We start from the raw sequence: 26,375 nt of genomic DNA, 5'->3' as shown, positions 1-26,375 counted from the left end.
ACCGAATATCGATCGACGTCGCACGTCATCTCTCCTTTTCTCGTGGTCGCCGCCCCGGGGGAAGAGCGCCACAACGCTGTAACGTCCGCTTAACCACGGGATGCTAGGCCGAAAAAGCTGATTTATTCAAGGGTCGATCACCAACTGATATGCTCCGACCCGTGGATCACTCCTCCTCCGGGGGCGAGACCGGGCTGCACGCCCGCGTACTCGACGAACTCGGCACGGCCGTCTGCGGCGGCGAACTGGCCGCCGGCTCCGTGCTCAACATCGACGAGCTGGTCGACCGGCACGCGGTCTCCCGGTCGGTGATCCGCGAGGTTCTCCGGGTGCTCGCGTCCATGGGCCTCATCGAGACCCGCCGCCGGGTCGGTGTGCTGATCCGACCCGCCGAGGCGTGGAACGTCTTCGACCCGCAGGTGATCCGCTGGCGGCTCGCCTCCGCCGGCCGGATGGCGCAGCTCCGCTCGATCACCGAGCTGCGGACCGCGGTCGAGCCGCACGCCGCCTGGCTGGCCGCCGGACGGATCTCCCCCGACGACGCCAGCGACCTCGTCGGGGTCGCGGCGAAGATGTGGGCCGCCGGGCAGGCCGGGGACGAGGACAAGTTCCTGCGCCTGGACATCGAGTTCCACCGGCGGGTCCTGGCCGCCTCCGGCAACGAGATGTTCGGCAAGCTCCGGGAACTCGTCGCCGAGGTGCTCACCGGCCGGCACCATTACCACCTCATGCCGCACCACCCCGACCAGCAGGCGTTGCAGCTGCACGCCGACGTGGCCGCGGCGATCCAGCGCCGCGACGGCGAGGCGGCCCGCCGCGCCATGGTGCAGATCATGGAGCAGGCGTTCGACGAGATGAAGTCGATGTGGGAGCAGACCACCGGCTGAGCGGGCCTCCCCACCGGGACCGGACCGGGGCGTAGACTGGGCGCGGCGCAGTCCTGCGCCCCACCTCCATCCCGGTGCTCACGCCACCGGTCCCACGGAGGCAAAGGGGGCCCCGAGCCCTCGGGACGCGGTGCCGACAGGCCCACCGACACGCCACATGCCCTGGGCGGGGTCGACGGGAGCGTGAGTCCCTGCGACCACGCCCGTGGACAGGGAGCATGTGATGACGAGTCACAAGTCGTTCAAGGTCCGGGTGCGCACCCGGATGGCCCGCACCGGCGAGAGCTACACGACCGCCCGCCGGCAGCTGCTGGCCCGGTCCGGAGCCGCCGTCGCGGCCCCGGAGCCCTCCTCCCCCGCCCGGACGCAGATGGACCGGATCTCCGCCACGCTGCTGCGCGAGCGCACCGGCCACGACTGGGACGAGTGGTTCGGCCGGCTCGACGCCTGGGGCGCGATCGACCGGACCCACACCGAGACCGCGCGCTGGCTGGTCACCGCGCACGAGGTGCCGGGCTGGTGGGCGCAGACCATCACCGTCGGGTACGAGCAGGCACGCGGACTGCGCACCCCCGGCCAACGGCGCGGTGGCGGCTTCGAGGCCACCGGCACCCGCACGGTGGCCGTGCCGGTGGCGGTGCTGTTCGAGGCGTTCGCCGACGAGGCGGTACGCCGCCGCTGGCTGCCCGACGTGGCGGTCCGGGTCCGCACCGCCACCGCGCCGAAGAGCTTCCGGGCCGACTGGGCCGGCGGGCCGAGCCGGATCGCGGTCGGCTTCACCCCGGTGAGCGGGACGAAGGCCCGGGTGGCCGTGCAGCACGAGAAACTCACCGACGCCGCCGAGGCCGACCGGCTCAAGGCGTACTGGCGGGAGCGTCTCGCCGCCCTGAAGCAGCTGCTGGAGGCGACCCGATGAGCGCCGGGACGTTCGTCAACCTGCCGGCGGACGACCTCGACCGGGCGGTCGAGTTCTTCACCGCCCTCGGGTTCACGGCCGGGCCCCGGCAACCCGGCGGAGAGAGCGCGCAACTCACCCTCGGCGGCGCCACGCACCTGATCCTGCACACCCCGGCCGCCTTCGCCGCGTTCGCCGGCGCCGGGGTGTGCGACACCGCCACCAGCCGGGAGGTGATCGTCGGCCTCGGCGTCGACCGGCCGGAGCGGGTGGACGCGCTTGTCGACGCGGCGGTCCTCGCGGGTGGCACGTCGCTCGGCCCCGGTCAGGACATCGGGTTCGGGTACATGCGCGGGTTCCGGGACCTCGACGGCCACCAGTGGTCGTTCCTGCACGTGCCGGGCTGAGCCGTCGGTGGGGCCGGCGGCCGTCCGGCCGCCGGCCCCACCGTCAGCCGAACGCGACCGCCGCCAGCCAGCGGTCCAGCAGTGTCGCGTCGCCGAGCACCTCGACCACCGCGGTGTCGACCGGGCGCCGCCGGTAGACCATCAGCAGCAGCTCGGTCACCGGGCCGCGGACCGCCACGGTGGCCTTCTCGTGCGCCCGCCGCCAGGCGAGGGTGTCCCCCGTGAGGTCCACGAGCCACTCCGCGCCCAGCTCGGCGGGCACGTCGGTGGCGTGGAGGTGGAGGGTGCGGTCGGGGCCGAGCAGGTCGCGCCGGTGCGGGAAGATGTCCAGCATCTGCGGCAGGGAGCCCAGCTCCATCCACTCGTCAAGCGCGTCGACCGCCACCGCCGGGTCGACGGCGAAGTCCACGCCCAGGGCGAGGGCGGCGTCGGCCCGGTGCAGCAGCGTCTCGTGGGCGAACCGGCGCGCCCAGAACGCCCCGGCGGCCGGCACCGGCATCGGCGTCCAGGTCGCCACGTCGGGGCCGGCCTCGCCGAGCGCGTCGGCGAGCGCGGCGGCGCTCTCCACCAGCCACGGGCCGACCACCGCCGGCTCCTCCCGGGCGTACGGGGACAGGTCGCGGAAGTGGTTGTCCGACGGCGGCTGCCCGGCCCGGGTGCGGACCACCTCGGCCGCCCAGCGCTGGCCGCCCCCGAGGTGCCGGGCCAGCTGGCCGACGTTCCACCCGGGGCAGGAGGCGACGGGCGTGGTCAGGTCGGCGCCGTCGAGGTGGGTGCGGAGCCTGTCGCTCTGGGCGACGATCTCGGCGCGGTGGCGGTCGAAGCTCAGAGCGGCCATCAGCCCAACCTAGTGGCCGCCCGGCCACCGCGAGGGGAGCCGCCGGCGGGCGTTTCGTCCCGGCCGGCGCCGGTCAGGGGGTACGGGGCACGGGCTGGGCCAGCGCACCGATCTCCCGCGGCAGCTCCGCCATGGCCTGCTCGAACTCGGCGTGCCCGACCACCCGGTGCAGGGTCTGGAGCACCGCCCGCGCGCCCTTCTCGGCGATGTCCGGCGCGGTGCCGGCGCGGTCGGCCACCCGGCGCAGGAACTCGTCGTACCCGAAGACCTGCGGCTCCTCAGGGCGGGCCCGGGCCAGCAGCGGGCGCAGCTCGTGCGCCACGTGGTCGGCCAGGTCGGCCGCCTCGCCGCCGCTGATCCGTTCGGCGAGGGTGCGCAGGGTGGCCTCGGTCAGGGATTGCGCGGTCTTCGCCGGGAGGCCCGCCCGTTCGGCCACCTTCGCCACGAACTCCAGCTCCGCCATTGCTCGGTCCTTCCGTCCCGGAGACCGCGTGGCTACCCGCAGGCGACCACCACAAACGACCGCCGCCCGGGCGAAAGCCGGGAAACCGGCATCGTGCCGTGCCACGGCGGCCAGGATCGGGACGTGGCCGCCAGGATGCCGACGCTCGTGCCGCCGATGCTCGCCGGGGCCGGTGCGCTGCCGACCGAGCCCGGCTGGGGGTACGAGTTCAAGTGGGACGGCGTCCGCGCGGTGGCGTACGTCGACCGCGGCCTGCGGCTGCTCAGCCGCAACGACCGGGACGTCACCCGGGCGTACCCGGAGCTGGGCGAGCTGGTCGACCTGCTGGCCGGGCGAAGGGCGGTGCTCGACGGCGAGATCGTGGCTCTCGACGCCGGCGGCCGGCCCAGCTTCTCCGCGCTCCAGCGGCGGATGCACGTCCGGGCGCCGGCCGCCGCGCTGGTCGCGTCGACCCCGGTCCGGTACTACCTGTTCGACCTGCTGCACCTCGACGGGCGGGACACCACGGGCCTGCCGTACACGGAACGCCGCGCGGCGCTGGAGAAGCTGGGTCTCAGCGGCGGGAGTGTCGAGACGCCGCCCTACTGGACCGGCGAGGCCGGTCGGGACCTGGCCACCGCGGCGGCCGAACTCGGCCTGGAGGGCGTGGTCGCCAAGCGGCTCGCATCGGCGTACGAGCCGGGCCGCCGGGGCTCGGCGTGGGTCAAGGTGCCGCTGAACGAGACCGTCGAGGTGATCGTGGGCGGCTGGAAGCCGGGCGCCGGTCGCCGCGCGGGGGCCATCGGGTCCCTGCTGCTCGGCATGTACGACGAACACGACCGGCTGCAGTACATCGGACACGTCGGCACCGGCTTCACCCAGACCGTGCTACGCGATCTGGCCGCCCGCCTGGAGCCGCTGGCCCGGCCGGACCCGCCGTTCGCCGACCCGGTCCCGCGCGACCAGGCCCGCCACGCCGTCTGGGTCGACCCCGTGCTGGTCGGCGACGTCACGTTCCGGTCCTGGACGCCGGACCGCCGGCTGCGCCACCCGTCCTGGAAGGGGCTGCGCAGCGACCGGGACCCGGCGGAGATCCGCTTGCGGCGGTGACGCGGACCGCGGCCGGCCACCCGTGGCCGCGTCGGGGCGGTCAGGCGATGGCACGCGCCGCGCTGACGATCGCGTGGACGCCGATGCCCGCCCGGTCCATCTGCTGTGCCGGGGTGCCGGAGCCGGGGAGCCCGCGTACCGCCAGGTGGTTCACCCGCACCGGCTCGGCGAGGTCGGCCAGTGACTCCAGCACGGCGGAGCCCAGGCCGCCCTGCGGGTAGTGGTCCTCGACCACCACCAGCCGGCCGCCGGTGTCCCGCACGGCGTCGAGCAGCCGCTGCCGGTCGACCGGCTTGACCGAGTAGAGGTCGACGACCCGCGCGTCGATCCCCTCGCGGGCCAGTTCGTCGGCGGCCGCGAGGCAGTTGTGCACGGTCACCCCGGCGCCGATGAGCGCGACGTCGCCGCCGTCACGGACCACCTTGCTGCCGCCGATCGGGAAGTCCTCCCCGTTGTCGTAGAGCACCGGGTACTTGCCGCGGGTGGTGCGCAGGTAGCTGACGCCCTCCCGGTCGACCATGGCGGCGACCAGGGCCGCGCAGGAGACGGCGTCGCTGGGGTAGAGCACCGTCGACCCGTGCACGGCGCGCAGGGCGGCGAGGTCCTCCAGCCCCATCTGGGAGGGGCCGTCCGGGCCGATCTCCACGCCCGCGTGCGAGCCCGCGAGGGCGATGTCGGCCCGGGAGATGCCGGCCATCCGGATGAAGTCGTAGGCGCGGGACAGGAACGCGGCGAAGGTGGCCGCGAAGGGCCGGTAGCCGCGGACCCGGAGCCCCACCGCGGCGGCGACCAACTGCTGCTCCGCGATGAACATCTCGAAGAACCGGTCCGGGTACGCCTCGCCGAACTTGTCCGCCCGGGTGGAGTCGCTGACCTCGCCGTCGAGGGCCACCACGTCCGGCCGGACGCCCAGCGCGCGCAGCGCGTCCCCGTACGCGTTGCGGGTGGCCACCTTGGCCCCCTTCTCGTACCGGGGCAGTTCCGGCGCCTCCCCGGCGGGGGCGGGCGCCGGCGGCGGCGCGGCGGCGGGCCGGGGGCCGGCGACCCGGATCTGCCGTACGCCGCCGAGGGCCTGGACGGCCCGCTCTGCCCGGTCCGGTTCGAGGGCCTTGCCGTGCCAGTCCGGCCGGTTCTCGATGTCCGGCACGCCCTTGCCCTTGACCGTCCGGGCCAGCACCACGGTCGGGCCGGTCGCCTCGCGGGCCCGCCCGAGCACCTCGTCGATGGCCGCCAGGTCGTGGCCGTCGACGACGAGCGGGTGGCAGCCGAACGCCTCGACCCGCCGGCGGTAGGTGTCCAGGTCCCACTCCAGCTCGGTCGGCCCCCGCTGGCCGAACCGGTTCACGTCCACGATCGCGGTGAGGTTGCGCAGCCCGTAGTGGCCGGCCTTGTCGAGCGCCTCCCAGATGGAGCCCTCGGCCGTCTCGCTGTCGCCGCACAGCACCCAGACGTGGTACGGCAGCTTGTCCAGGTACCGCCCGGCCAGGGCGATGCCGACGCCGACCGGCAGCCCCTGGCCGAGCGAGCCGGTGGCGGTGTCCACCCAGGGCAGGACGGGTGTGGGGTGGCCCTGGAGGCGGGAGTTCGACTGGCGGTAGGTCTCCAGCAGCTCCTGCTCGCTGATCGCGCCGGTGGCCCGGAAGACCGCGTACAGCAGCGGCGAGGCGTGCCCCTTGGAGAAGATCAGGTGGTCGTTGGCGCGGTTGCCCGGGTACGACCAGTCGTAGCGCAGGTGCCGGGAGATCAGCACCGCGAGCAGGTCGGCGGCGGACAGGCTGGACGTGGGATGGCCGGAGCCGGCCTGGGTGCTGCACCGGATCGAGTCGACCCGGAGCTGGGCGGCGAGCTCCGCCAGGCCGGTCAGGTCCTCCTCGCGCAGGGTGCGCTCTGCTTCCATCGTCACGCCGCGTCGCCTCCGTCCGGGCCGGCCACAGGGCCGCTTCCGCCCATACGGTAATCATGAAACACCGGAATTTTCGGGCAACGACCTATTCGCTGGAACCGGACGGGCGGGACGGCGGGTGGCGATCCGGCCCGCCACCAGCAGGTACGGCAGCACGGCCACCGCGAAGGCGACCGCGTTGCCGGCCACGCCCGCCACGACGCCGTACCCCGCGTAGACCGCGATGATGGTCAGGTCGGTGGCCATCCCCGCCACCGAGGTGACGGTCGCCCGGTCCGGCCCGCTGATCCGGGCCTGGAGCCGGACGTCGGCCAGCACGGTGGCGAGCTGGAACGCCGCGAACGCGACGCCGACCAGGACGAACCCGGCCGGGTGGCGGAGCAGGGCCCCCACGGCCAGGGCCAGCGCCGCCCCGGCCAGCAGGGCGGCGAAGCCCCGATCGGTCAACCGCTCCCCCGCCGGGGCCAGCAGCCCGCCCACCGTCGTGCCGGCCCAGACCAGCAGGAGCAGCAACGGCACGCCGGCCGCCGGGATCCCGGTGTCCCGGGCCAGCAGCGGCGTGTACTCGTCGAGGCCGCCCCAGACCGCGGCGACCGCCGGCACCAGCAGCAGCGCCGCCCGCACCGACCGGTCCGCACGGGCCTCGGCCAGCCCGCCCCGCAGGCTGGCCCACCAGCCCGGTTCGTCGGGATCGGGCGGGGTCTCGCCGGCCGGGCCAGGCTGGGGCGCGCTGGCCGCGGCAGGCGGGGTCTCGCCGGCCGGGCCGGGCTGCATCGCGCCACGCTCGGTCGCGTCGGGCCGGGCCGCGTCGGCCGGGTCGTGGCCCGGCGGCTCCGGGGCGCGGTGCTCGGGAAAACGGGTGGCGACCGCCGCGGCGGCCAGGCACACCGCCACGCTCGCCGCGCCGACCGCCGGGTAGCCGCCGAGCGCCAGCACCGGGGCGGCCAGCCCCATGGCGCCGACCACACCGAGCAGCTCGGCGGTCTTCGCCCGGCCGGTCAGCCGGGCGTACCGGCCGGCGGCGCCGAGCCGGTCGAGTTCCGTCCAGACCAGCGCCTCCAGGGCGCCGGAGCGCAGCGCGCCGCCCGCGCCCCAGAGCAGGAAGCCGACGGCGAACGCCGGGTAGGACGGGACGAGCACCCAGAGCGCGAAGCCGGCGGCGGCGAGGAGCGGGGCGAGGCAGAGCAGCCGCCGCCGGGAGACGGCGTCGGCCCAGGCGCCCGAGGGCACCTCCAGCAGGATGCCGGCGGCCGACCAGAGCACGAAGAGCGAGGAGATCTGCCCGACCGACAGCCCGGTGTCGGCGAAGAGCAGCGCGTACACCGGATAGAGCAGGACCAGGTCGGTGAGGAACGCGTAGGCGTAGAGGGTGGCGGCGAGCCGGCGCTCGGCGGGCACGCGCGCGGAGACGATGAGCATGAGGCCTTCCCACGGGGACGTGACGGACACCGGAACGTGCGGTGTCCGCGGTGGCCCGCGGGCTCGACCCTCGGCAGGGCATCAATGTCGCCAGTGCATGCGGCGATGGTAGCCGCCGTCCGGCCCCCCGCACACGGAACCGGGGTGGGACCCCGCAGGGCCCCACCCCGGTCGGTGAGCGGTCGGTCAGCGGCGGGACCGGTCCACGTCCGCCTGCGGGATGATCATCGTGGCCTCGCTGTCCGCGGCCTGCTCGGCCGTGGGCTGCCGCGGCGTGGTCGGCTGGGTGCGGTCCGGGTCGCCGTACGGCGGCACCGGCTGGGTCGGCTCCGCGGCACCGTACGGGGCGACCGGCTGGGTCCGGTCCGCCTCGGTCTCGCCGGCCACCGGCCGGGTCAGCTCGGCCTCGGCGTACGGGCTGGTCGGCCCGGCGAACCGCGCCTCGACGTCCCGCCGCCCCGCCTGGTACGCCCGGGCGTGGGTGGCGATGGTCCGCGACTCCTCCTCGGCGCGGGCCAGCCAGTTCTCCCAGCGGCTCTGCATCGGGCGGACCAGGCCGCCGCCGACGCCGACGACGAGGATGCCGCCGACGGTGGCGAGCACGGCGATCAGCACCGGGGTGGTCACCGTGGTGGCGACGCCGATCTGGTTGAGCGCGGCGATGATGCCGAGGCCCAGGATGAACACGGAGGCGATGTTCGCGAGCACCCGGCCGTAGGAGAGGCCGCCGAGGGCGCTGGAGATGATGTCCTTGACCGCCTTGGCGATGGCCGCGGCGACCACCACGATGACGATGGCCACGAACGCCCGGGGCAGCCAGGCCACCACGCCGTGGATCAGGTCCGAGATCGGGTTCGGGCCCCAGATGCCGAAGGCGAGCTGGAGGGTGACCAGCAGCACCGCGTAGTAGGCCAGCTTCGCGACGATGTCGCTGGCGTCGTACTTCGAGCGGGCGAGCGCGGTCTTGATGCCGCCGCGCTCGACGGCGCGGTCGAAGTGGACCCGCTCCAGGACCTTGTCCACGATCTTCAGCACGGCCTTGGCGATCAGCCAGCCGGCCACCAGGATGGCGACGAAGGCGACCGCCTTGGGCAGGAACAGCATCACCGAGCGGAACGCGTCACCCACCGCGTCCCCGAAGTTGTCTTTCATCGAAGGGCCTCCACGCAGATGGTCAGGGGTCGTCCGCCTGGAGCTACCCTGACCAGCCGCTCGGGAAACGCGGTCAGCCGCCGGGGCAGCGGTAGCGGACCTGCGTGCCGGCCTGCACCGGCGACGGCTCGATGATGTTGACGGTGGCGGTGCCGGTGGTCGCGCCGACCCCGCTGAACGTCCACTTGAGGGTGAGGGTGGCGGTGCGCTGGCCGCGGCCGACCCGCTCGGTGAGCAGGCTGCCCGGCGGCGCGTCCGAGCGGAACCACTGGTAGCGGATCACGCCGCCGCGCCCGTTGGTGCGCACGGTGGCCACCACGTCCACGGTGACGTCGCAGGCCACACCGGGAGGCCGGGGCAGCGCCACGGTGACCGCCTCGACCTCCAGCGGGCGCAGCCGCTGCCAGAGGTAGAGCCCGACCACCACCAGCAGCGCCGCGGTGAGCACTGTGGACAGCACCGAGACGACCCGGCGCCAGACCGGGCGGCGCCGCCGCGCGGGAGGCGCCGCGGGCCAGGCCGGGGCCGGCGGCGGGGTGGCCGGCACGCCGGGCCCGAAGCGCAGTTCCCCGCCGGGCGCCGTGCCGCCGCTCACCGCCCGCGCGCCCGCCGTCGTCTCGCGGTACGCCCCGGCGGTCGCCCCGCCCGGGTGCGGCGCGGTGCGGTGCCCGGTCGGCCCGACGGTGTACGGAGCCGCGGCGGCCGGGGCGTCGAATCGCGCGGTCGGCTCGGGCGCCCCGCCGAAGTGCACGGTCGCCTCGGCGGCGCCGGGCCCGCCCACGGTCGCTGCGCCGAGGTGCACGGCCGCGTCCGGGCTCAGCGGCGGGGCGCCGAGGTGCACGGTCGCGTCCGGGTTGAGCGGCGGGGCCGGCCGCGGCGGCGGGGCGCCGAGGTGCACGGTCGCGTCCGGGTTGAGCGGCGGGGCCGGCCGCGGCGGTGGGCCGAGGTGGACGGTGGCGTCGGCGTGGTGCGCCGGGTCGCCGCCACGGCCGAGGTCGACTGTCGCGCCGGGGTCGGCGGGCAGCGCCCGGGTGGGCAGGGCCTCGGTCGGCTCCTCGGGCCGGGTCACGCCGGCCGTCCCCGGGACACGGTGCAGGTCTGCGCAGCGGGCACTGTCGACTCCTAGCCGGGGGTGCAGTAGTTGTAGAGCGTCACGTACACCGGCGACGCCGAGGTGGTCGCGTTGCCGGCGGCGTCGACGGCGGTGACCTGGACGGGCATGCGGCTGCTCTGCTTCGGCGCCGGCAACGGGCCGAGCGTGCCCCGGAACACGCCGCGCCCGGCGGAGGCCATCGACCCCGTCCGGGTGACGCCCTCCAGGGTGTAGGCGAAGGTGACCTTGAGCGCGGCCGGGCCGCTGCGGTCGTCGGTGACCGTGGCGGTGACCGTGGCGGTCTTGTAGCCGTACGGGCAGCCGTTCGGTTCGAGCTGGCCGGGGTCGGCGGCGACACCACCGACGGTGGGGGCGGTGACGTCCGGCGGCGGGGGCGGCGAGGTGCTGGTCGACGGGGTCGGTGCGGGGGCGCTCGTGCGTACCGGTGAGCGGCTGGGCGTCGCGGAGCGGGAGCCGCTCGGGGTCGCGCTCGGGGTGGCCGACGGCGTGGCCGGCCCGGACGGGGTGGCGGTCACGGTCGGCGCCGGCGTGCCGGTCGGGGTGGCGGGGGCCGGACCGGCGGTGGTGGTGGGGTCGGCGACGGCGGGACCGGTCGGGCCGCCGGCGGTCACCGGGTCGTCGTGCGCGGCGTAGCTGTAGCCGGCGCCGCCCACCAGCAGGGCGGCGGCGAGGGCGCCGGCGGCCAGCGCGGTCCGGGCGCGGCCCCGGCGGAACCGGCCGCCGCGGCCCGCCGTCTCGCCGAGCGCGGTGCTGGCGAGGCTGGTGGCGCCGCCCGCGCCGTCGGGGAACGGCCAGAGCGCGGCGAGCAGGGCGGCCCGGCGGGCCAGCTCGCGCAGGCCCCGCTCCTCCCAGTCCTCCCCGTATCCGGTGCCGGCCACCCGGTCGAGGATCTCCAGGAACACCTGGGCGGGCTGCGGCCGCTCGTCGGGCCGCTTGGCCATGCCGTGGCGGAGCAGCTCGTGCACCGGCGCGGGGGCCGGGTCGGTCGGGATGGGCGCGGAGGCGTGCTGGTCGCGCAGGCTGAACAGGTCGGGCCCCGGGTACGGGGGCCGGCCGGTGAGGCACTCGAAGAAGGTGGCGGTGGCCGCGTAGATGTCGCAGGCCGGGCTGGCCGGCGCGCCCGTCCACTGCTCGGGGGCCATGTAGCGGGGCGTGCCGGAGACGGTGGTGTCGGAGCCCTGCCCGACCGGCATGGCGATGCCGAAGTCGGCGAGCTTGCTCAGCCCTTCGCCGGTGACCAGCACGTTCTCCGGCTTGTAGTCGCGGTGCACCACACCGTGGGCGTGCGCGGCGGCGAGCCCGGCGAGCGACCCCTTCAGCACGCAGAGCGCCGCCTCGGGGGTGGTCGGGCCGTGCGCGCGCAGCATCTGGCGCAGCGACACCCCGTTGACCAGCTCCATCACGATGGCCGCGCCGTGCGGCGACTCGACGTACTCGTAGAGGCGGCTCACGTGCCGGTCGTCGATCTCGCCGAGGAGCCGGGCCTCCTCCCGGAAGGCGGTCCGGAAGGAGGAGTCCGCGCCGATGTCACGTACCAGGTACTTGATGGCGACCGGGGTGCCGGTGGCGTCGTGGGTGGCGAGCACGACGCTGCCCGACGCACCGGCGCCGAGCCGACGGACCGGCGTGTAGCCGGACAGTTGCCAGCCGCTCATGCGACGAACTCCACGGCGTTCCAGGGGCGGGTGTCGGCCTCCGCCTCGCTGGTCATTCTGGTCGCGCCGGAGTCGCCGTCCATCGGCGCAACGGGTGCTTCCGCGCGCCGGACGGCGACCCCGGACCCGGGGTGCCGGCCGGGTCCGGGGCCGGTCGCGGACGGGTCGGCCAGGTCGGCGGGCCGCTGGTCGGTTTCGGACACACCGCCACAGCTAGCAGACGCCGGCAAGCCCGCCGGTCAGATGGCGGTGGCCTGGACGACCTTCCACTCGCCGTGCACCGGCACCAGGGTGAGCACCACCCGGTTCTGGTCCACCTTCTCCCCCGCCGTGGTCACGTTGCGCCGGTACTGGTTGAGGTAGAGCAGCAGTTCCACCCGGTCCGGCTCGGCGCTGACCACGCCGGTGGCGGAGACCTCGGCGAGCACCACGGCCTGCTGTTTCGTGGCCGTCGCCTTGAGCGCGGTGGTGGTCTGCGCGTACTCGTCGGCGAAGCCGCCGGTGGCGAAGGTGCGGCCGTTGGCGACGCTGTCGTCGAAGGTGCGGTAGTCGTACGAGAAGAGGGCCTTGGCGGCGGCCGGCGCGGTGGCCAGGGCCTGCCGGACGGCCTGGTCGCGCTGGCCGGCGCGGCGGTCGGCGGTCCAGCCGGCCACCGCCACGGCGGCGGCCAGCAGCAGCGCGACGACGAGCAGCGGCACGGGCCGCAGCGGGGGTCGGCGCAGGACGGTCGGTACGCGCATCGGTCTCCTCCTGTCGGTCATCCGACGAACTGGAGCTTGGTCACGAGCCAGTCCCCCGAGTCCCGGTCCCGGACCAGATCCAGCTGGATCCGGTAGTGCGACGGCCGCCCGTCGGGGGCCTTGACGTTGCGGACGGTGGCGTCGACAGCGACCAGCACCACGGCGCGCCGCCGGTCGCCGGAGACGATCCCGGCGCGCAGCACGGTGCCCTCCGACTGGACCTTGTTCTCCACCACGGCGGCGCGGACCTGGGCCTGGCCGCGGGTGAACTCGTCCTTGAAGTCGCCGGTGGCGCCGGCGGTGATCCGGCTCAGGTCCCGGTCGACGCTGGCCGCGCTGACCGAGACGAAGTTGACCGCGGCCTGCCGGGCGGCGGCGACGGCGGCCCGGCGGGCCTGGTCGGTGGCGCGGTCGACGTACCAGCGGTGGCCCTGCACGCCCGCGCCGGCCAGGGCGGCGGCGAGCAGCACCACGAGCAGCGCGGTGAGCGCCCGGGTCCGGCGGCGCGGGCCGGCGGCGTCCGGCTTACCGGCGGCGTCCGGCTCGGCGGGCTCCGCGTGGGGATCGGGCAGGTCCTCGACCTCGGCGGGGTCGCCCACGACGGTCAGGTCGCCGCCCTCGGTGGGGTCCTCGACGGGTTCCCGGTCGAGCCGTTCCAGCACCCGTTCGATCGGCTCGGCCGGTGCGGGCACCCGGGTGACCAGGCGGCGGCGCGGCGGGGTCGGGCCGCCGGCCTTCGCGCCCTTGATGACCTTCAACGTGGTGTTCCTACGGCTGGGCACCGCCACCTCCTCGGGTACGCCGGTCACGGGGTCACCCCGGCGAGCAAGAGCTGTTTCCAGGACTGGGCGCCGGCGGTGCGGTACTGGCCGCCGGTGCCGCCGAACTGCAGGGGCCGGCCGTCGGCGCCGAGGACCAGGCCGGTCGCCGGGTCGTACCCGGGGTCGCCGGCCCGGTCGGGCGGGGGCGCGGGGTCGGCGCCGCCCGGCCGGGGGGCGTTCCCGGCGCCGCGCACGCTCGCCCCGGCGGACCGCTCGCCGGCGTCGCACCGGGTGCCACCGCCGGAGTAGACACAGGACGGCGGGTTGCCGGCGTTCACCACGAGGCCGAGGTGCGCGGTGCCGTCGCCGGGGGTGACCGTGAACCCGCCGGCCACCGCGATCGGGTACACCACCAGCAGCTGCTCGATGCCGGGCAGCCGCCGCGCGGCGATCCCGTTGACGGTCACCAGGTTGCCGAGCAGCACCCCCACGTCGGGTTCCAGGCCGCGCAGCAGCGCCCGCAGCTCGACGCCGGCCGGCGGTCCGCCGGCGAGCAGCCGGCGCAGCTCCGGGTCGGCGGCGCGGAGCGTGGCGGCGAGCTGCGCCAGCCCGGCCGACCAGCGGCGCAGCGCCTCGGCGGACTCGGCCTGCGTGGTCAGCACGGTCCGCGCGTCGCGGATCAGCGCGAGGGTCTCGGGCAGCCGCTGGTCCGCCTCGGCCAGCAGGGCGTCGCCGGCGTCGAGGAGGCGGGCCAGGGCCTGCTCGTTGCCCTCGAACGCGGTGCCCAGCTCGCTGATGAGCACGGTCAGGTCGTCGGGGTCGACCGAGCGGACCAGCGCGTCCAGGTTGGTGAGCAGGGTCTCGGGGGCCAGCGGGAGGCCGGTCCGGGCGGCCGGGATGACCGACCCGTCGGCCAGGTACGGCCCGCCGTCGCGGTCGGGACGCAGGTCGAGGTACTGCTCGCCGACGGCGGAGCGCTGGGCGACAACGGCGCGCAGCGCGTCGGGTACCCGGACGCCCCGGTCGATGCGCAGGTCGGCGCGGACCCCGTCGCCGCGCAGGCCGACGGCGGTGACCCGGCCGACGGGCACGCCGCGGTAGGTCACCGGGGCGTTGGCGAACAGCCCGCCGGCGCGGGCCAGGTCGACGTGGACGACGTAGCCGGTGTGGAACAGCCGGTCGCCGAGTCCGACGTAGCGGATGCCGACGTAGCCGACGCCGAGGATGCTCACCAGCACGAAGGCGAGCACCTGGAGCTTCACGGTGCGTCCGATCACGGGATCAGCCCTCCCCCGAGCACGTCGGTCAGGCCGCCGATCTGGCCGGTGACGGCGCCGGTCACCGGGAGCACGCACTCGGCGGTGAGCACGGTGCCGTCGGGCAGTTCGGTGCCGGCGGGGAGCGCCGTGCCCTGCGGGACCAGGCCCGTGGGCAGCAGCAGCCCGCCCAGCGGCACTGTGGAGCCGGGTTTGAGCAGCTTGCAGCCCTCCGGCAGGCCGCACTCCTTCGGCGGGGTGAAGATGGCCGGAAAGTCCTTCAGGTCCGGCAGGCACTTCAGCAGCGGCAGGTCGGGCAGTCCGGGCAGGACGCCGCCGGGCTTGGCGCCGGGCCGCGCCGGGCCGCCGGTGGCGGGCGCCCGGGGCCCCGCCGGGGCCGCCGGCCGGGACGCCCGCGGTGCCGGGGCGGGCGCCGCGGCCACGAGGTTGGCCAGGATGCTGGCGGCGTCCAGGTCGGCCGTGATGGACAGGTTCACGAAGTCGCCGACGATCGCGCCCGTGACGTTCGGCGGGAACGGGTACGACAGCATGAAGTCCAGCGACTTCGGCAGGTCGTCGCCGGCCCGGGCGAGCTGCTCCAGGATCGGTTGCAGGGACGTCACCGCGGCCACCGTGTCCGCCCGGCTGCGCTCCACCACCCGGGTGCCCACGGTGCCGAGCCGGCCGAGCGCGGTGAGCGCCGTGGTGAGCTGTGCCCGCTGCCGGGCCAGGACGGTGAGGCCCGGGGCCAGGGAGTCCAGCGCGTCGCCGACGACCTGCCGCTGCCGGGCCAGCCGGCCGCTGAGCCGGTCGAGCGCGTCGATGGCGCGGACGATGTCGGCCTTCTGCCGGTCGAGCCCGCCGAGGAAGGTGTCGAGCTGGGTGAGGGTGTCCCGCAGCGCCGGCTCGCGGCCGGCCAGGGCCCGGTTCAGCTCGGCGTTGATGGTGCGCAGCTGGGCCAGGCCACCGCCGTTGAGCAGCAGGCCCAGGGCGGCCAGGACCTCCTCCACCTCGGCGCCGCGGCTGGTGCGGGACAGCGGGATGAGATCGCCGTCGGCGAGGTCGCCGCGGGCCGGCTCGGCCGGGGGCGGGGCCACCGCCACGTACTTCTCGCCGAGCAGGCTGCTCTGGCGGACGGCGGCGGTGGCGTTCGCCGGCAGCCGGACCGCCCGGTCGATGCGCAGCCGAACGCGGGCGTGCCAGCCGTCCAGCGAGATCTTCTCGACGCTGCCCACGGTGACGTCGTCGACCTTCACGGCGGCCCGGGGCACCAGGTCCAGCACGTCGGTGAACTCCGCGGTGACCGTGTAGCCGGGCCCGGCCGGCCGGCCGCCGGGCAGCGGCAGGTCGGCGACCTCGGGCAGGCCGCAGCCGGTGGGCAGCAGGGCCACGGCCAGCGCGCCGGCCAGCAGCCGGAGCCGCCGGGCGCCGGTGCCGGCGGGCGCGCCGGACCGCCGGGCGGTCACGCCGGGCCCCGCAGGATGCCGCCGAGCGTGGGGTCGCTCGGAATGGTAGAGCCGCCCGGCGCCTGGTCGGCGGTCGGCGCACCGGGGGAGCTGATGGATCCCGGTGAGGACCCGCTTCCCGCCGGGGCGCCGGGCGGCAGCTTGAGCAGCTTGCGCAGCTGGTCGGTGAGGGGCAGCCCGCGCTGGCGCAGGGTCTGCGCGAGCTTGGTGCAGATCGCCGGCACCTCCGCGGCCGGAAGCTGGGCGACCATGAGGGAACAGGCGAAGGTCGCCGGGTCGTACGGGCCGAGCGGGTTGTCCCGGGTGTCCAGGGTGCCCGAGCGGGGGTTGTAGGCGAGGTTGAGGTTGCCGATGGCCAGGGGGGCCACGTCGAGGATCTGGATGACCGCCTGCTGCTGGCGGACCAGGACCGTGGTGATGTCGGCCAGCGCGGTGACGTTCGAGGTCAGCGCCGTGCGGTTCTGCCGGACGAAGGTGGTCACGTCGCCGAGCGCGGCGGCCAGGTTGCGCAGCGCCCGGGCCAGCTCCTCCTTCTCCCCCGCGAGCTGCTCGGCCACGTCGGCGAGCTGCTGCTGGAAGCGGCGTACCTCCTGGTCGCTGCGGGCCAGCGTGGTGGTGAAGCGTTGCAGGTTGACCACCGTGCCGAAGAGGTCGCCGCGCCCGTTCGACAGGGTGGCCAGCGCGCGGGAGGCCCCGTCGAGGGTGTCGTGCAGGTTCCCGCCGTTGCCGTCCAGGTTGGCCCGGCCCGTGGCGACCAGGTCGGACAGGGCGCCGTCGGCGTTGGCGCCGGTCGGGCCGAGGGTCCGGTTGAACTCGTCGAGCGCGGCGTAGATGTCGTCGATCTCCATGGGCGCGGCGGTCCGGTCGACCGGGATCCGGGCACCGTCGTCGAGCGCGGCGCCGCCGGTGTACGCCGGGGTGAGCTGCACGTACCTGTCGCTGACCACGCTGGGCGGGACGATCAGCGCCTGCGCGCCGGCCGGCAGCCGCAGCTCCGGGTCGTAGCGCATCTCCACCCGGACGACCCGCCCCTGCGGGACGACCTTCTCGACCTCGCCGACGCGGACGCCGAGGACCCGCACGTCGGAGCCGGCGTAGACGCCGACCGCGCGGGTGAAGTACGCGACGACGCGCCGCTGCGGGGGTTCGTGGCGCCACACGGCCGCCCCGGCGGCGACGGCGATGACGAGCACGGTGGCCGCGGCGAGCGGGCGCCGCCAGCGCTGGATCCGACCGGGCATCAGCGACCTCCGGTGGCGGCGGGCAGGTAGGGCTGGAGCAGACCGTCCACGTACGAGTCGAACCAGCGGCCGTTGCCGACCACGTTGGCGAACGCGGTGACGAACGGGCCCATCCGGCGGATGGTCTGCTCCAGGTCGTCGCGGTTGCGTTGCAGGACGGCCACCACGTCGCGCAGCTTGCGCAGCGCGGGTTGCAGCTGGGAGCGGTTGTCGGCGACCAGCCCGGAGAGCTGGGTGACGAGCTGGTCGGTGCCGACCAGGAGCTGGTGGATGGCGTCCCGCCGCCGGGTGACCTCGGTGAGCAGCTTCTCCCCGTCGGTGACCAGCTTGCTGAACTCCTCGTCCCGCTCGGCCAGCACGCCGGTGACGCCCCGGGCGCGGGACAGCAGGGTGCGCAGCTCCGCGTCGCGGGAGGAGACCGTGCGGGAGAGCCGGGACAGCCCGGTCAGCGAGGTGCTCACGCTGGGCGGGGTGTCGGCGAACGTCTCCGACAGGGTCGTGAACGCGCGGGCGAGCTGGTCGGTGTCGACCTTGTCGAGGGTGTCGGCGAGGCCGGTGACGGCCTGCACCACGTCGAACGGAGCGGCGGTGCGGTCCAGCGGGATCTGCCCGCGCTCGGGCAGCTTCCCCACGCCGGCCGGGGCGAGGGCCAGGTACTTCTGCCCGAGGACGGTCTTGATCCGGATGGTCGCGCCGGTGTCCCGGCCGAGGCGTACGCCGTCGTCGTCGACGCGGAACCGGACCCGCACGTACGGCTGGGGTGCCCGGGCGAGTTCCACGGCGGTGACCACCCCGACCCGCACGCCGGCCACCCGGACCTCGTTGCCGGTGGCCAGGCCGCTGGCGTCGTGGAACGCGGCGGCGTACGCGCGGCCGGTGAGCGCGGCGATCCGGTCGAGCTGGAACGCGCCGAGCAGGACGGCGACCAGCACGGTCAGCCCGACCGCGCCGACGATCACCGGGTTGCGTTCGCGGAACGGCCTCACCGGGCACCTCCCGTGGCGCAGCGGGCGGCGGTGGCGTCCACCCCGGGCACGGTGAGCGGCGCGTGGCCGTCGACGGCGAGCCGGCCGTCGAAGTCGCAGAGGTAGAAGTTGAACCAGGAGCCGGAGGAGGCGACCCGGGTCAGCGACTCGTAGCGCTGCGGCAGCCGGCCCAGGGTGGCGTCGATGACGGCGGAGTTGCGGTTCAGCGTGCCGGCCAGCTCGTCGAGGGCGCGGACGTCGGCGGCGAGCGGCGGCCGGGTCTGGCGCAGCAGCCCGGCGGTGGTGTCGGTCAGCTCGCCGAGGCTGACCAGCGCCTCGCCGATGGCGGTGCGGTCGGCGGAGAGCCCGGAGACGAACTGCTGGAGCTGGCTGATGCTCTGGTCGAGTTCGTTGTCGTGCGCCGCCAGGGTGCCCAGCACCTGGTTGAGGTTGGTCACCACCCGGCCGATCACCGCGTCCCGGTCGGCCAGGGTGCTGGTGAGCGAGGCGGTGCGCCGCAGCAGGCTGGCCACCGTGCCACCCTCGCCCTGGAGCACCTGGACGATCTCGTACGCCAGCTTGTTGACCTCGGCGGGGTCGAGGGCGGTGAACAGCGGCCGGAAGCCGTTGAACAGCACGGTCAGGTCCAGCGCCGGCCTGGTCTGGGTGAGCGGGATGAGGCCGTCGGGCCGCAGCGGGCGGGGGTCGCCGGGGCCCTCGGTCAGCGCCAGGTAGCGCTGGCCGACGAGGTTGCGGTAGCGGACGGCGGCGCGCACGCCGACGGCCAGCGGCACGTTCCGGTCGACGGTGAAGGCGACCTCGGCGGTGGTGTCGTCGACCACCCGGATGTCGGCCACCTTGCCCACCCGCACCCCGGCGATGCGCACGTCGTCGCCGGCCAGAAGGCCGGTCACGTCGGTGAACCGGGCCCGGTAGGTGGCGCCGTCGGGCGGGAACGCGCCGAGGGTCTGCGCGAGCAGCGCGGTGGCCAGCAGCGTGACGGCCGCGAACACCACGAGCTTCACCAGCGCGGGGGTCGTCTTCCCGGTCATCGGGCGGTCACCACCGCTCCGCGCAGCAGCGGGCCCCACAGCAGCACCGCGAAGTCGGGCACCTCGGCGGGCGGCGTCCCGGTGAGCCCGCCGACGAGCGGCGCCACCAGGGCCCGCTCCTCGGCGGTGCCGGCCCGGCCCATCGCCGGGGGCGCCGGCGCCGCGGGGGCGCCGCCGGCCGGCACGCCGACGGGCAGGGGCTTCGGGGTACGCGCGCCGCGGTAGTCGTAGCCGTCGGCGACCGGCACCTCCGGTGCGGGCACCTTCGGGTGCGGCATGCCCCGGCAGTCCGGGCCGTCGTGGGCACCGTAGACCGGCTCGTCGCGGCCCCGCTCGTACGGGCCGCCGTCGCGGGTCACCTCCAGGGTGATGTGCATCCGGCCACCGGCGAAGACCTCCTCGACCCGCGGTTGCAGGGCGACCAGCCCGTGCACCAGGCACGGGTATTCGGGCGCGTAGGCGGCCAGCAGCTCCAGCACGGGGCGGCTCACCTGCCCGAGCCGGATGAGCTGGTCGCCGTGCCGGTCCAGGAAGCCGCGCGCCGTGTCGGCCGTGTCGGTGGTGTCGGCGAGGAACGCGGCGAGCTGGTCGCGCTGGTCGCCGATGGTGCCGGCGGTGACGGTCACGTCGCGCAGCAGCGCCAGCAGGTCGGGCAGCGCCGCGTCGTAGCTGTCCAGCACGGCGGCCAGCTGGCGGAAATCCTCGGCGATCGTGGGCAGCTGCGGGTTGAGCTGCCGCAGGTACGCGCCGAGCCGCGCGAGGTTCGCGCCGAGCCGCTCGCCGCGCCCCTCCAGGGCGGTGGCGATGGCGCCGAGGGTGGTGGCGAGCTGGTCGGGGTGGAGGGACTGGAGCAGCGGCAGCGCCTCGTCGAGCACCCGTTCCAGCTCGACGGCGGTGCGGCTGCGGTCCTGGGTGATCTCGGCGCCGTCGCGGATCGGCCCGGCGGCGCTGCCCGGGGGCGGGACGAGTTCGACGTACCGCTCGCCGAACAGGGTCTTGGGCAGCAGCCGGGCGGTCACGTCGGCGGGGATCCGGGCGGTGGCGGCGGGGTCGAGGGCCAGCCCGATCACCGCGCCGCGGCCGTCGCTGCGCACCGATCGGACGTCGCCGACCACCACCCCGCGTACCTTCACGTCGGCGCCTTCGAGCAGGTGCAGGCCGGCGCGGTCGGCGCGGAGGGTGACCCGGTCGACCGGGGTGAATGCCCCGCGGTACTGGAGCACGGCGGCGGTCAGCGCCGCGGTGAGCAGGGCGACGAAGACGAGGCCGAGGACACGGTGTCGCATGGTCGTCACCCCGCGATCCGGACGGTGGTGGTGGCGCCCCAGATGGCCAGGGACAGGAAGAAGTCCACGACGTTGACCGCGACGATCGCGGTCCGCACGGCCCGCCCGACGGCGACGCCGACGGCGGCCGGCCCGCCCTGGGCGTGGTAGCCGTACCAGCAGTGCACGAGCACCACGATCACGCTGAACACCAGCACCTTGCCGAAGGACCAGAGCACGTCCGCGGGCGGCAGGAACAGGTGGAAGTAGTAGTCGTAGGTGCCGGCGGACTGCCCGTAGTAGCCGACCGCGATGGTGCGGGTGGCCAGGTAGCTGGCGAGCAGCCCGAGCACGTACAGCGGGATGACCGCGATGAAGCCGGCGATCATCCGGGTGGTGACCAGGAACGGCAGCGAGGGCACCCCCATCACCTCCAGCGCGTCAACCTCCTCGGAGATCCGCATGGCGCCGAGTTGGGCGGTGAACCCGCAGCCCACGGTGGCCGACAGCGCCAGCGCGGCGACCAGCGGCGAGATCTCCCGGGTGTTGAAGTACGCCGAGACGAAGCCGGTGAACGCGCTGCTGCCGAGCTGGTCGAGGGCCTGGTAGCCCTGGAGCCCCACCTCGGTGCCGGTGAAGAAGGTGAGGAAGCAGATCACCCCGACGGTGCCGCCGAACACGGCGAGCGCGCCGGTGCCGAAGCTCACCTCGGCCAGCAGCCGGATCACCTCGCGCCGGTAGCGGCGCAGGGTGCGCGGCGCCCAGGCCAGGGCGCGCAGGTGGAAGGCGAGCTGGCCGCCCAGGTCGTCGAGATGCCGCAGGACCGCCATGTCAGCTCCCCTTCTGCGGGACGACCTGGAAGTACACGGCCGTGACCACGAAGTTCAGCGCGAACAGCAGCATGAAGGTGATCACCACGCTGCGGTTGACCGCGTCACCGACGCCCTTCGGCCCGCCCTTGGCGGTCATCCCCTGGTGGCTGGCGACAAGCGCGGCGGCGGCCCCGAACAGCAGCGCCTTCACCTCGCCGACGAGCAGGTCGGGCAGCTGGCCGAGGGCCTGGAAGCTCGCCAGGTACGCCCCGGGCGTGCCGCCCTGGAGCACCACGTTGAACGCGTAGCCGCCGGTCACGCCGACCACGCTGACCAGCCCGTTGAGCAGCACCGCGACAAGCATCGAGGCGAGCACCCGGGGCACCACGAGGCGGTGGATCGGGTCGATGCCGAGCACCTGCATGGCGTCCAGCTCCTCGCGGATCTTCCGCGCGCCGAGGTCGGCGCAGATGGCCGAGCCGCCGGCGCCCGCGATGATCAGCGCGGTGACGATCGGGCCGGCCTCGCGGACCACGGCGAGCACGGACGCGGCGCCGGTGAACGACTGCGCGCCGAGCTGGCGGACCAGCGTGCCGAGCTGGAGCGCGATGACCGCGCCGAACGGGATGGAGACCAGCGCGGCGGGCAGGATGGACACCGAGCTGATGAACCAGGCCTGCTGGACGAACTCGCGGACCTGCACCGGCCGGCGGCCCAGCCCGCGCAGGGTGTCCAGGCAGAACGCGAAGAACTCGCCGGTGTGCCGCACGGCGGCGACGGGAGCGCTCATACCGCCACCTCGCTCGAATCGGCCCAGCGGCCCTCGAACGACCCGGGCGGCGGGGTGACGCCGTGCTCGCGGCACCACTGGCCGGGCGGGCGTTCGGCGGCGCGCGGCCGCCCGTCCGACGGGGGCAGTTGCAGCGGGATCGGCGGCAGCGGCGGGAGTTCCACCCCGGCCTGCGCCTCGGCCGCCAACTCCTCGGCGTCCTTCTCCTCGGCCATCCCGATCGGACCGATCCGCTGCGCGTTGAGGAACTGCCGGACCACCGGCTCGGTGCTGGACAGCAGCATCTCCCGCGGCCCGAACATGGCCAGGTGCCCGTGGTAGATCAGGCCGATGTTGTCCGGCACGGTCCGGGCCGTGTTGATGTCGTGGGTGACGATCAGGAAGGTCGCCCCGGTCCGCTGGTTGAGGTCGACGATGAGCTGGTTGAGGTAGGCGGTGCGCACCGGGTCCAGCCCGGAGTCCGGCTCGTCGAAGAGGATGATCTGCGGGTCGAGGACGAGGGCGCGGGCCAGCCCGGCCCGCTTGCGCATCCCGCCGGAGATCTCACCGGGCAGCTTGTGCTCGGCCCCGACGAGGCCGACCATCTCCAGCTTCTCGGTGACCACGGCCCGGATCTCCGACTCGGAGCGGCGGGTGTGCTCGCGCAGCGGGAACGCCACGTTGTCGTAGATGGTCATCGAGCCGAACAGCGCGCCGTCCTGGAACAGCACGCCGAACAGCTTGCGCACCTCGTACAGCTCGCGTTCGGAGAGCTTCGGCAGGTCCCGTCCCTCGATGACGACGGAGCCCCGGTCGGGCCGGAGCAACCCGACCAGCGTCTTGAGGAACACCGACTTGCCGGTGCCGGAGGGTCCCAGCAGGACGGAGATCTCCCCGGCGGGCAGGGTCAGGGTGAGGTCCGACCAGACCGGGTGCCCGCCGAAGGACTTGGTCAGTCCACGTACCGCGACCTCGACGCCCATCGTTCCCCTCCCTTCGTGTCTCACCTGGAACATCGGGCGGGGACGACGGGGCGCAACAACTACTTTGAGTCACCGGCCGGGGACGGCCGGCGAGCTATGCAAAACCCCGGAGGTGTGGATAACGTGCCGGAAACCGGCCGGTGATGAGGATGTTCCGCGAACGCCATGACGACAGTGATCGAGTCCGAACTCGTCCGCCGGGCCGCCGCGGGCGACCCGGCGGCGGTGGAGGCGTTGCTGGTCGGCGTGCGTCCGGGACTGGTCCGCTACTGCCGGGCCCGGCTGGGCCGGGTGGGCGGGGCGTACACCACGGCTGACGACGTCGCGCAGGAGGTGTGCGTGGCCGTGCTGCGCGCCCTCCCCCGCTACCGTGAGCAGGGCGTCCCGTTCGCCGCGTTCGTCTACGGCATCGCCGCGCACAAGGTGGCCGACGCCCAGCGCTCCGCCGTGCGAGACGCCGCGGTCACCCCCACCGACACCCCGGTGGAGCGGCCCGACGCCGCGCCGGGGCCCGAGCAGCAGGCCGTGGCGAGCGACCTGGCCCGGCGGCTGTCGGCCCTGCTCGACCGGCTTCCCGACGTCCAGCGGGAGATCGTCCTGCTGCGGGTCGCGGTGGGGCTGTCCGCCGAGGAGGTCGGGGACGTGGTCGGCATGTCGGCGGCCGCGGTCCGGATGGCCCAGTCCCGCGCCCTGGCCCGGCTCCGTACCCTGGCCGGGGGCTCACTGGACGAGGTGGCGGCATGACCGGGCGGACGCCGGGCGACGGCGACGAGGCGATGGACCTGGGGACCATCGCCCGCGACGACGCGCTGCTCGACGCCCTCGGCCGCGGCGAGCCCGCGCCCGACGGCGACGCCCTCGCCGGGCTGCTCGCCGCCTGGCGGTCCGACCTCGCCGAGGAACCCACCGGGGTACGCCCCGCCGCGCCGGACCCTGTCGGGGACGCGCCCGTGCGGCGGGCGGTCCGGCGGCCCCGCCCCTGGGCGCTGCGGCTGGCGGCGGCCGCCGTGGCGCTGCTGGCCCTGGTCTCCGGGCTCGGCATCAGCAGCCGCGACGCCGGCCCGGGCAGCCCGCTCTGGTCGCTGACCAAGCTCCTGCACCCGCAGCAGGCCGAGGTGCGCGGCATCGAGGACACCATCGACCGGGCCCGCGCGGCCCTCAACGCCGGCCGGCTCGACGACGCCGAGGCGCTGATCGCGCAGGCCCGCCGGGACCTGGCCCGGGTGGAGGACCCGGCGGCCGTCACCCGGCTGGGCGCCGCGCTCGACGTTGTGGCCCGCGACCTGGCGGCGGCCCGGGGGGTCACCGCGCCGCCGAGCGCCGCTCCGGCCTCCGCCCCGGCCAGCCCCGCGCCCACCGCCGTCCCGAGCCCCACCGTCACCCGCACGCCCCGGCCGGGCCCCGCCACCTCGGGCGGCTCGCCGAGGCCCGGGACGAGCGGTTCGCCGGCTCCGGCCGACAGCCCGCTGCTGCCGCTGCCCGGCCTGCCACTGCCGTCGGTGTCCGTGTCGGTCTCCGTTCCCGGGCTGCCGCTGCCCGGGCTGCCGCTGCCCACCGGGGGCGGGCTGCTCGACTGAGCGCCGCGCGACGAACCGGACAGGTCCGTTACTGTGCTGCCGTGAGCAGCACAGCAGGGGCGCCCGCGACCGGCACCGCGGGCCGCCGGGCGCGGATGACCACGAGCCGCCGGCTGAGCGTCATGATGCTCGGGATGACGGTGCTGGTGCTCGTCGGCGGCGGGGTCGGTGCGGCGGCCCTGTCCCACACGGCCGCGGTCTCCAACCGGCTGGCCGACCGGATCTCCCCCGCCCGCACCGCGGTGAGCCGGCTGGAGAGCGGACTGCTGGAGCAGGTGGCGGCGGTCCGCGGGTACGTCATCACCGGCGATCCGGAGCTGCTGCGCCCGTACGAGGAGGGGGTGGCCGCCGAGCGCGCGACCGCGCGGCGCGCCCGCGACCTGCTCGCCGACGAGCCGGCGGCCCGGCGTGAGCTGGACGCCGCGCTGACCCTCGCGGAGCGCTGGCGGGCCGAGTACCCGACCCGGCTGATCGCCGCCCGCCGGACCGGCACCAGCGCGGCGGAACTCGCGCCCGTGGTACGGCAGGGCCGGCTCGCGTTCGACGCCGCGCAGGCCGCGCTGACCAGCCTGGAGGCCCGGCTCGACCGGGTGCAGGCGGCCGGCCGGGCCGACCTCGACCGGGCCCGCGCGCTGCGGGACCTCCTCTTCGTGGCGATCCTGGCCACCCTGCTGCTGTCCAGCATCGTCATCTCGGTGCTGGTCCGGACCACGGTGCTGCGCCCGCTGGACCGGCTCGGCGCCTCGGTGCGGCGGGTCGCCGGCGGCGACTTCGAGCACCGCCTCGCCCCGGAGGGGCCGGCCGACATCGCCCGGCTCACCGTCGACGTGGAGACCATGCGGCAGCGGGTGGTCGACGCGCTGAACACCAGCCGCCGGCACCGGGACGCGCTCGAACAGCAGGCCGCCGAGCTGCGCCGGTCCAACGAGGACCTGGAGCAGTTCGCCTACGTGGCCTCGCACGACCTCCAGGAGCCGCTGCGCAAGGTGGCGTCGTTCTGCCAGATGCTGCAACGCCGCTACGGCGACCAGCTCGACGACCGGGCCCGGCAGTACATCGACTACGCGGTCGACGGGGCCACCCGGATGCAGAACCTGATCAACGACCTGCTGGCGTTCTCCCGGATCGGCCGGATCTACCGCGACGACCGGGAGGTGGACCTGGCCGCGACGTTCGCCCAGGCCGAGTCGAACCTCTCCGAGGCGATCGCCGAGGCGGGCGCCGAGATCGAGGCGGACCCGCTGCCGGTGGTGCACGGCGACCCGACACTGCTCACCATGCTGTGGCAGAACCTGCTCGGCAACGCCGTGAAGTTCCGCAGCCCCGACCGGCCGCCCCGGATCCGGGTGGCGGTCACCGAGGACACGGACGGCTGGGAGTTCGCCGTGGCGGACAACGGCATCGGCATCGACCCCCGGTACGCCGACAAGATCTTCCTGATCTTCCAGCGGCTGCACCCGCGGGGCGCCTACGACGGCACCGGGATCGGGCTGGCCATCTGCAAGAAGATCGTCGAGTTCCACGGCGGCGCGCTGCGCCTGGACGACGGGTACGCCGACGGCGCCCGGTTCGTCTTCACCCTGCCGAGGCCGGCGCCCACGGTGAGCGTGCCGGAGCAGGCGGGCGAGCCGGCGCCGGTGGCAGCGGGCTGAGCACTCACATTTCC

26 protein-coding genes are annotated in these 26,375 nt (G+C 75.3%); 7 read left to right on the top strand and 19 right to left on the bottom strand.

All coding sequences use genetic code 11. The annotated features are described in order from the left end of the window. Positions 1-161 precede the first annotated feature (161 nt). From GA0070603_RS02780 to GA0070603_RS02770, 3 genes are all read left to right on the top strand, one after another. Positions 162-887 (top strand): FadR/GntR family transcriptional regulator, encoded by a 726-nt coding sequence (locus GA0070603_RS02780; protein WP_244282366.1) that lies wholly within the window; start codon positions 162-164, stop codon positions 885-887. A gap of 223 nt (positions 888-1,110) precedes the next feature. Beyond that, the gene (locus GA0070603_RS02775) at positions 1,111-1,803 is read left to right on the top strand and encodes a hypothetical protein (RefSeq protein WP_244282365.1); all 693 of its coding nucleotides are present in this window, start codon (positions 1,111-1,113) and stop codon (positions 1,801-1,803) included. Continuing rightward, a complete protein-coding gene (locus tag GA0070603_RS02770; RefSeq protein WP_091306570.1) occupies positions 1,800-2,189 on the top strand; it encodes a VOC family protein in 390 nt (129 codons plus the stop codon). The genes GA0070603_RS02775 and GA0070603_RS02770 overlap by 4 nt, the downstream gene beginning before the upstream one ends. Before the next feature lie 43 nt (positions 2,190-2,232). On the opposite strand, the gene GA0070603_RS02765 is transcribed toward GA0070603_RS02770, so the two are convergent. Together GA0070603_RS02765 and GA0070603_RS02760 are read right to left on the bottom strand one after the other, a co-directional pair. After that, the gene (locus tag GA0070603_RS02765; RefSeq protein ID WP_091306567.1) at positions 2,233-3,027 is read right to left on the bottom strand and encodes a maleylpyruvate isomerase family mycothiol-dependent enzyme; all 795 of its coding nucleotides are present in this window, start codon (positions 3,025-3,027) and stop codon (positions 2,233-2,235) included. Positions 3,028-3,100: 73 nt separating this feature from the next. After that, a complete protein-coding gene (locus GA0070603_RS02760) occupies positions 3,101-3,490 on the bottom strand; it encodes a DUF2267 domain-containing protein (RefSeq protein ID WP_091306564.1) in 390 nt (129 codons plus the stop codon). Positions 3,491-3,613: 123 nt separating this feature from the next. On the opposite strand from GA0070603_RS02760, the gene ligD reads away from it, so the two are divergent. Next, entirely contained in the window at positions 3,614-4,579 is a 966-nt protein-coding gene (gene ligD / locus GA0070603_RS02755; RefSeq protein WP_425270403.1) for a non-homologous end-joining DNA ligase, read from the top strand. 40 nt (positions 4,580-4,619) lie between these two features. On the opposite strand, the gene GA0070603_RS02750 is transcribed toward ligD, so the two are convergent. The 17 genes from GA0070603_RS02750 to GA0070603_RS02670 all read right to left on the bottom strand — a co-directional run bounded on the left by GA0070603_RS02750 (position 4,620) and on the right by GA0070603_RS02670 (position 23,132). Next, positions 4,620-6,476 (bottom strand): transketolase, encoded by a 1,857-nt coding sequence (locus GA0070603_RS02750; RefSeq protein WP_091321438.1) that lies wholly within the window; start codon positions 6,474-6,476, stop codon positions 4,620-4,622. Positions 6,477-6,536: 60 nt separating this feature from the next. Continuing rightward, positions 6,537-7,901 carry an MFS transporter gene (locus GA0070603_RS02745; protein WP_091306560.1) on the bottom strand — a complete coding sequence of 455 codons (1,365 nt, stop codon included), beginning with the start codon at positions 7,899-7,901 and terminating at the stop codon, positions 6,537-6,539. Positions 7,902-8,087: 186 nt separating this feature from the next. Further along, entirely contained in the window at positions 8,088-9,053 is a 966-nt protein-coding gene (locus tag GA0070603_RS02740; protein WP_091306558.1) for a mechanosensitive ion channel family protein, read from the bottom strand. 73 nt (positions 9,054-9,126) lie between these two features. Beyond that, positions 9,127-10,122 carry a hypothetical protein gene (locus GA0070603_RS02735; protein WP_091306555.1) on the bottom strand — a complete coding sequence of 332 codons (996 nt, stop codon included), beginning with the start codon at positions 10,120-10,122 and terminating at the stop codon, positions 9,127-9,129. 53 nt (positions 10,123-10,175) lie between these two features. Continuing rightward, entirely contained in the window at positions 10,176-11,822 is a 1,647-nt protein-coding gene (locus GA0070603_RS02730; RefSeq protein ID WP_091306547.1) for a serine/threonine-protein kinase, read from the bottom strand. Continuing rightward, positions 11,819-12,025 (bottom strand): hypothetical protein, encoded by a 207-nt coding sequence (locus GA0070603_RS02725; protein ID WP_091306543.1) that lies wholly within the window; start codon positions 12,023-12,025, stop codon positions 11,819-11,821. Before GA0070603_RS02725 ends, GA0070603_RS02730 begins: the two co-directional genes overlap by 4 nt. A gap of 36 nt (positions 12,026-12,061) precedes the next feature. Then, a complete protein-coding gene (locus tag GA0070603_RS02720; protein ID WP_091306538.1) occupies positions 12,062-12,562 on the bottom strand; it encodes a hypothetical protein in 501 nt (166 codons plus the stop codon). A gap of 17 nt (positions 12,563-12,579) precedes the next feature. Then, a complete protein-coding gene (locus tag GA0070603_RS02715; RefSeq protein WP_091306534.1) occupies positions 12,580-13,371 on the bottom strand; it encodes an Rv1363c family protein in 792 nt (263 codons plus the stop codon). Continuing rightward, positions 13,368-14,600: an MCE family protein gene (locus GA0070603_RS02710; RefSeq protein ID WP_091306531.1), complete on the bottom strand. Its 1,233-nt coding sequence runs from the start codon at positions 14,598-14,600 to the stop codon at positions 13,368-13,370. Before GA0070603_RS02710 ends, GA0070603_RS02715 begins: the two co-directional genes overlap by 4 nt. Next, positions 14,597-16,045 carry an MCE family protein gene (locus GA0070603_RS02705; protein ID WP_244282364.1) on the bottom strand — a complete coding sequence of 483 codons (1,449 nt, stop codon included), beginning with the start codon at positions 16,043-16,045 and terminating at the stop codon, positions 14,597-14,599. The genes GA0070603_RS02710 and GA0070603_RS02705 overlap by 4 nt, the downstream gene beginning before the upstream one ends. Beyond that, positions 16,042-17,286, bottom strand: coding sequence for an MCE family protein (locus GA0070603_RS02700; protein ID WP_091306528.1), 1,245 nt, complete (start codon positions 17,284-17,286; stop codon positions 16,042-16,044). Before GA0070603_RS02700 ends, GA0070603_RS02705 begins: the two co-directional genes overlap by 4 nt. Beyond that, a complete protein-coding gene (locus GA0070603_RS02695) occupies positions 17,286-18,272 on the bottom strand; it encodes an MCE family protein (protein WP_091306525.1) in 987 nt (328 codons plus the stop codon). Before GA0070603_RS02695 ends, GA0070603_RS02700 begins: the two co-directional genes overlap by 1 nt. Then, positions 18,269-19,303 carry an MCE family protein gene (locus tag GA0070603_RS02690; protein ID WP_091306522.1) on the bottom strand — a complete coding sequence of 345 codons (1,035 nt, stop codon included), beginning with the start codon at positions 19,301-19,303 and terminating at the stop codon, positions 18,269-18,271. Before GA0070603_RS02690 ends, GA0070603_RS02695 begins: the two co-directional genes overlap by 4 nt. Then, positions 19,300-20,589 carry an MCE family protein gene (locus tag GA0070603_RS02685; protein ID WP_091321434.1) on the bottom strand — a complete coding sequence of 430 codons (1,290 nt, stop codon included), beginning with the start codon at positions 20,587-20,589 and terminating at the stop codon, positions 19,300-19,302. The genes GA0070603_RS02690 and GA0070603_RS02685 overlap by 4 nt, the downstream gene beginning before the upstream one ends. Positions 20,590-20,594: 5 nt before the next feature. Next, on the bottom strand, positions 20,595-21,398 hold the full coding sequence (locus tag GA0070603_RS02680) for an MlaE family ABC transporter permease (protein ID WP_091306518.1): 804 nt from the start codon (positions 21,396-21,398) through the stop codon (positions 20,595-20,597). A gap of 1 nt (position 21,399) precedes the next feature. Beyond that, on the bottom strand, positions 21,400-22,170 hold the full coding sequence (locus GA0070603_RS02675) for an MlaE family ABC transporter permease (RefSeq protein ID WP_091306514.1): 771 nt from the start codon (positions 22,168-22,170) through the stop codon (positions 21,400-21,402). Continuing rightward, positions 22,167-23,132, bottom strand: coding sequence for an ABC transporter ATP-binding protein (locus GA0070603_RS02670; protein ID WP_091306511.1), 966 nt, complete (start codon positions 23,130-23,132; stop codon positions 22,167-22,169). The genes GA0070603_RS02675 and GA0070603_RS02670 overlap by 4 nt, the downstream gene beginning before the upstream one ends. Before the next feature lie 165 nt (positions 23,133-23,297). Here GA0070603_RS02670 and shbA point away from each other — a divergent pair, with 165 nt between their 5' ends. From shbA to GA0070603_RS02655, 3 genes are read left to right on the top strand one after another with little or no spacing between them, the layout of a single operon-like run. After that, complete coding sequence (gene shbA, locus GA0070603_RS02665) at positions 23,298-23,876, top strand: RNA polymerase sigma factor ShbA (protein WP_091306507.1); 579 nt, start codon at positions 23,298-23,300, stop codon at positions 23,874-23,876. Then, the gene (locus GA0070603_RS02660) at positions 23,873-24,709 is read left to right on the top strand and encodes an anti-sigma-D factor RsdA (RefSeq protein ID WP_091306503.1); all 837 of its coding nucleotides are present in this window, start codon (positions 23,873-23,875) and stop codon (positions 24,707-24,709) included. The genes shbA and GA0070603_RS02660 overlap by 4 nt, the downstream gene beginning before the upstream one ends. Positions 24,710-24,750: 41 nt before the next feature. Further along, a complete protein-coding gene (locus tag GA0070603_RS02655) occupies positions 24,751-26,361 on the top strand; it encodes a sensor histidine kinase (protein ID WP_208862786.1) in 1,611 nt (536 codons plus the stop codon). The last annotated feature ends 14 nt before the right edge of the window (positions 26,362-26,375 follow it).

The sequence above is a fragment of the Micromonospora chersina genome (assembly GCF_900091475.1).
GTDB classification, from domain to species: domain Bacteria; phylum Actinomycetota; class Actinomycetes; order Mycobacteriales; family Micromonosporaceae; genus Micromonospora; species Micromonospora chersina.
This window is presented reverse-complemented; position numbering and strand designations above follow the sequence as displayed.

What these genes read in the sequence shown, in the direction of transcription:
- GA0070603_RS02720 (WP_091306538.1), bottom strand. Translation starts at nt 12,562, where the DNA reads ATGCGCGTACCGACCGTCCTGCGCCGACCCCCGCTGCGGCCCGTGCCG.
- GA0070603_RS02690 (WP_091306522.1), bottom strand. Translation starts at nt 19,303, where the DNA reads ATGACCGGGAAGACGACCCCCGCGCTGGTGAAGCTCGTGGTGTTCGCG.
- GA0070603_RS02760 (WP_091306564.1), bottom strand. Translation starts at nt 3,490, where the DNA reads ATGGCGGAGCTGGAGTTCGTGGCGAAGGTGGCCGAACGGGCGGGCCTC.
- GA0070603_RS02740 (WP_091306558.1), bottom strand. Translation starts at nt 9,053, where the DNA reads ATGAAAGACAACTTCGGGGACGCGGTGGGTGACGCGTTCCGCTCGGTG.
- GA0070603_RS02775 (WP_244282365.1), top strand. Translation starts at nt 1,111, where the DNA reads ATGACGAGTCACAAGTCGTTCAAGGTCCGGGTGCGCACCCGGATGGCC.
- GA0070603_RS02770 (WP_091306570.1), top strand. Translation starts at nt 1,800, where the DNA reads ATGAGCGCCGGGACGTTCGTCAACCTGCCGGCGGACGACCTCGACCGG.
- GA0070603_RS02670 (WP_091306511.1), bottom strand. Translation starts at nt 23,132, where the DNA reads ATGGGCGTCGAGGTCGCGGTACGTGGACTGACCAAGTCCTTCGGCGGG.
- GA0070603_RS02685 (WP_091321434.1), bottom strand. Translation starts at nt 20,589, where the DNA reads ATGCGACACCGTGTCCTCGGCCTCGTCTTCGTCGCCCTGCTCACCGCG.
- GA0070603_RS02675 (WP_091306514.1), bottom strand. Translation starts at nt 22,170, where the DNA reads ATGAGCGCTCCCGTCGCCGCCGTGCGGCACACCGGCGAGTTCTTCGCG.
- GA0070603_RS02660 (WP_091306503.1), top strand. Translation starts at nt 23,873, where the DNA reads ATGACCGGGCGGACGCCGGGCGACGGCGACGAGGCGATGGACCTGGGG.
- GA0070603_RS02750 (WP_091321438.1), bottom strand. Translation starts at nt 6,476, where the DNA reads ATGGAAGCAGAGCGCACCCTGCGCGAGGAGGACCTGACCGGCCTGGCG.
- GA0070603_RS02745 (WP_091306560.1), bottom strand. Translation starts at nt 7,901, where the DNA reads ATGCTCATCGTCTCCGCGCGCGTGCCCGCCGAGCGCCGGCTCGCCGCC.
- GA0070603_RS02730 (WP_091306547.1), bottom strand. Translation starts at nt 11,822, where the DNA reads ATGAGCGGCTGGCAACTGTCCGGCTACACGCCGGTCCGTCGGCTCGGC.
- shbA (WP_091306507.1), top strand. Translation starts at nt 23,298, where the DNA reads ATGACGACAGTGATCGAGTCCGAACTCGTCCGCCGGGCCGCCGCGGGC.
- GA0070603_RS02700 (WP_091306528.1), bottom strand. Translation starts at nt 17,286, where the DNA reads ATGCCCGGTCGGATCCAGCGCTGGCGGCGCCCGCTCGCCGCGGCCACC.
- GA0070603_RS02765 (WP_091306567.1), bottom strand. Translation starts at nt 3,027, where the DNA reads ATGGCCGCTCTGAGCTTCGACCGCCACCGCGCCGAGATCGTCGCCCAG.
- GA0070603_RS02680 (WP_091306518.1), bottom strand. Translation starts at nt 21,398, where the DNA reads ATGGCGGTCCTGCGGCATCTCGACGACCTGGGCGGCCAGCTCGCCTTC.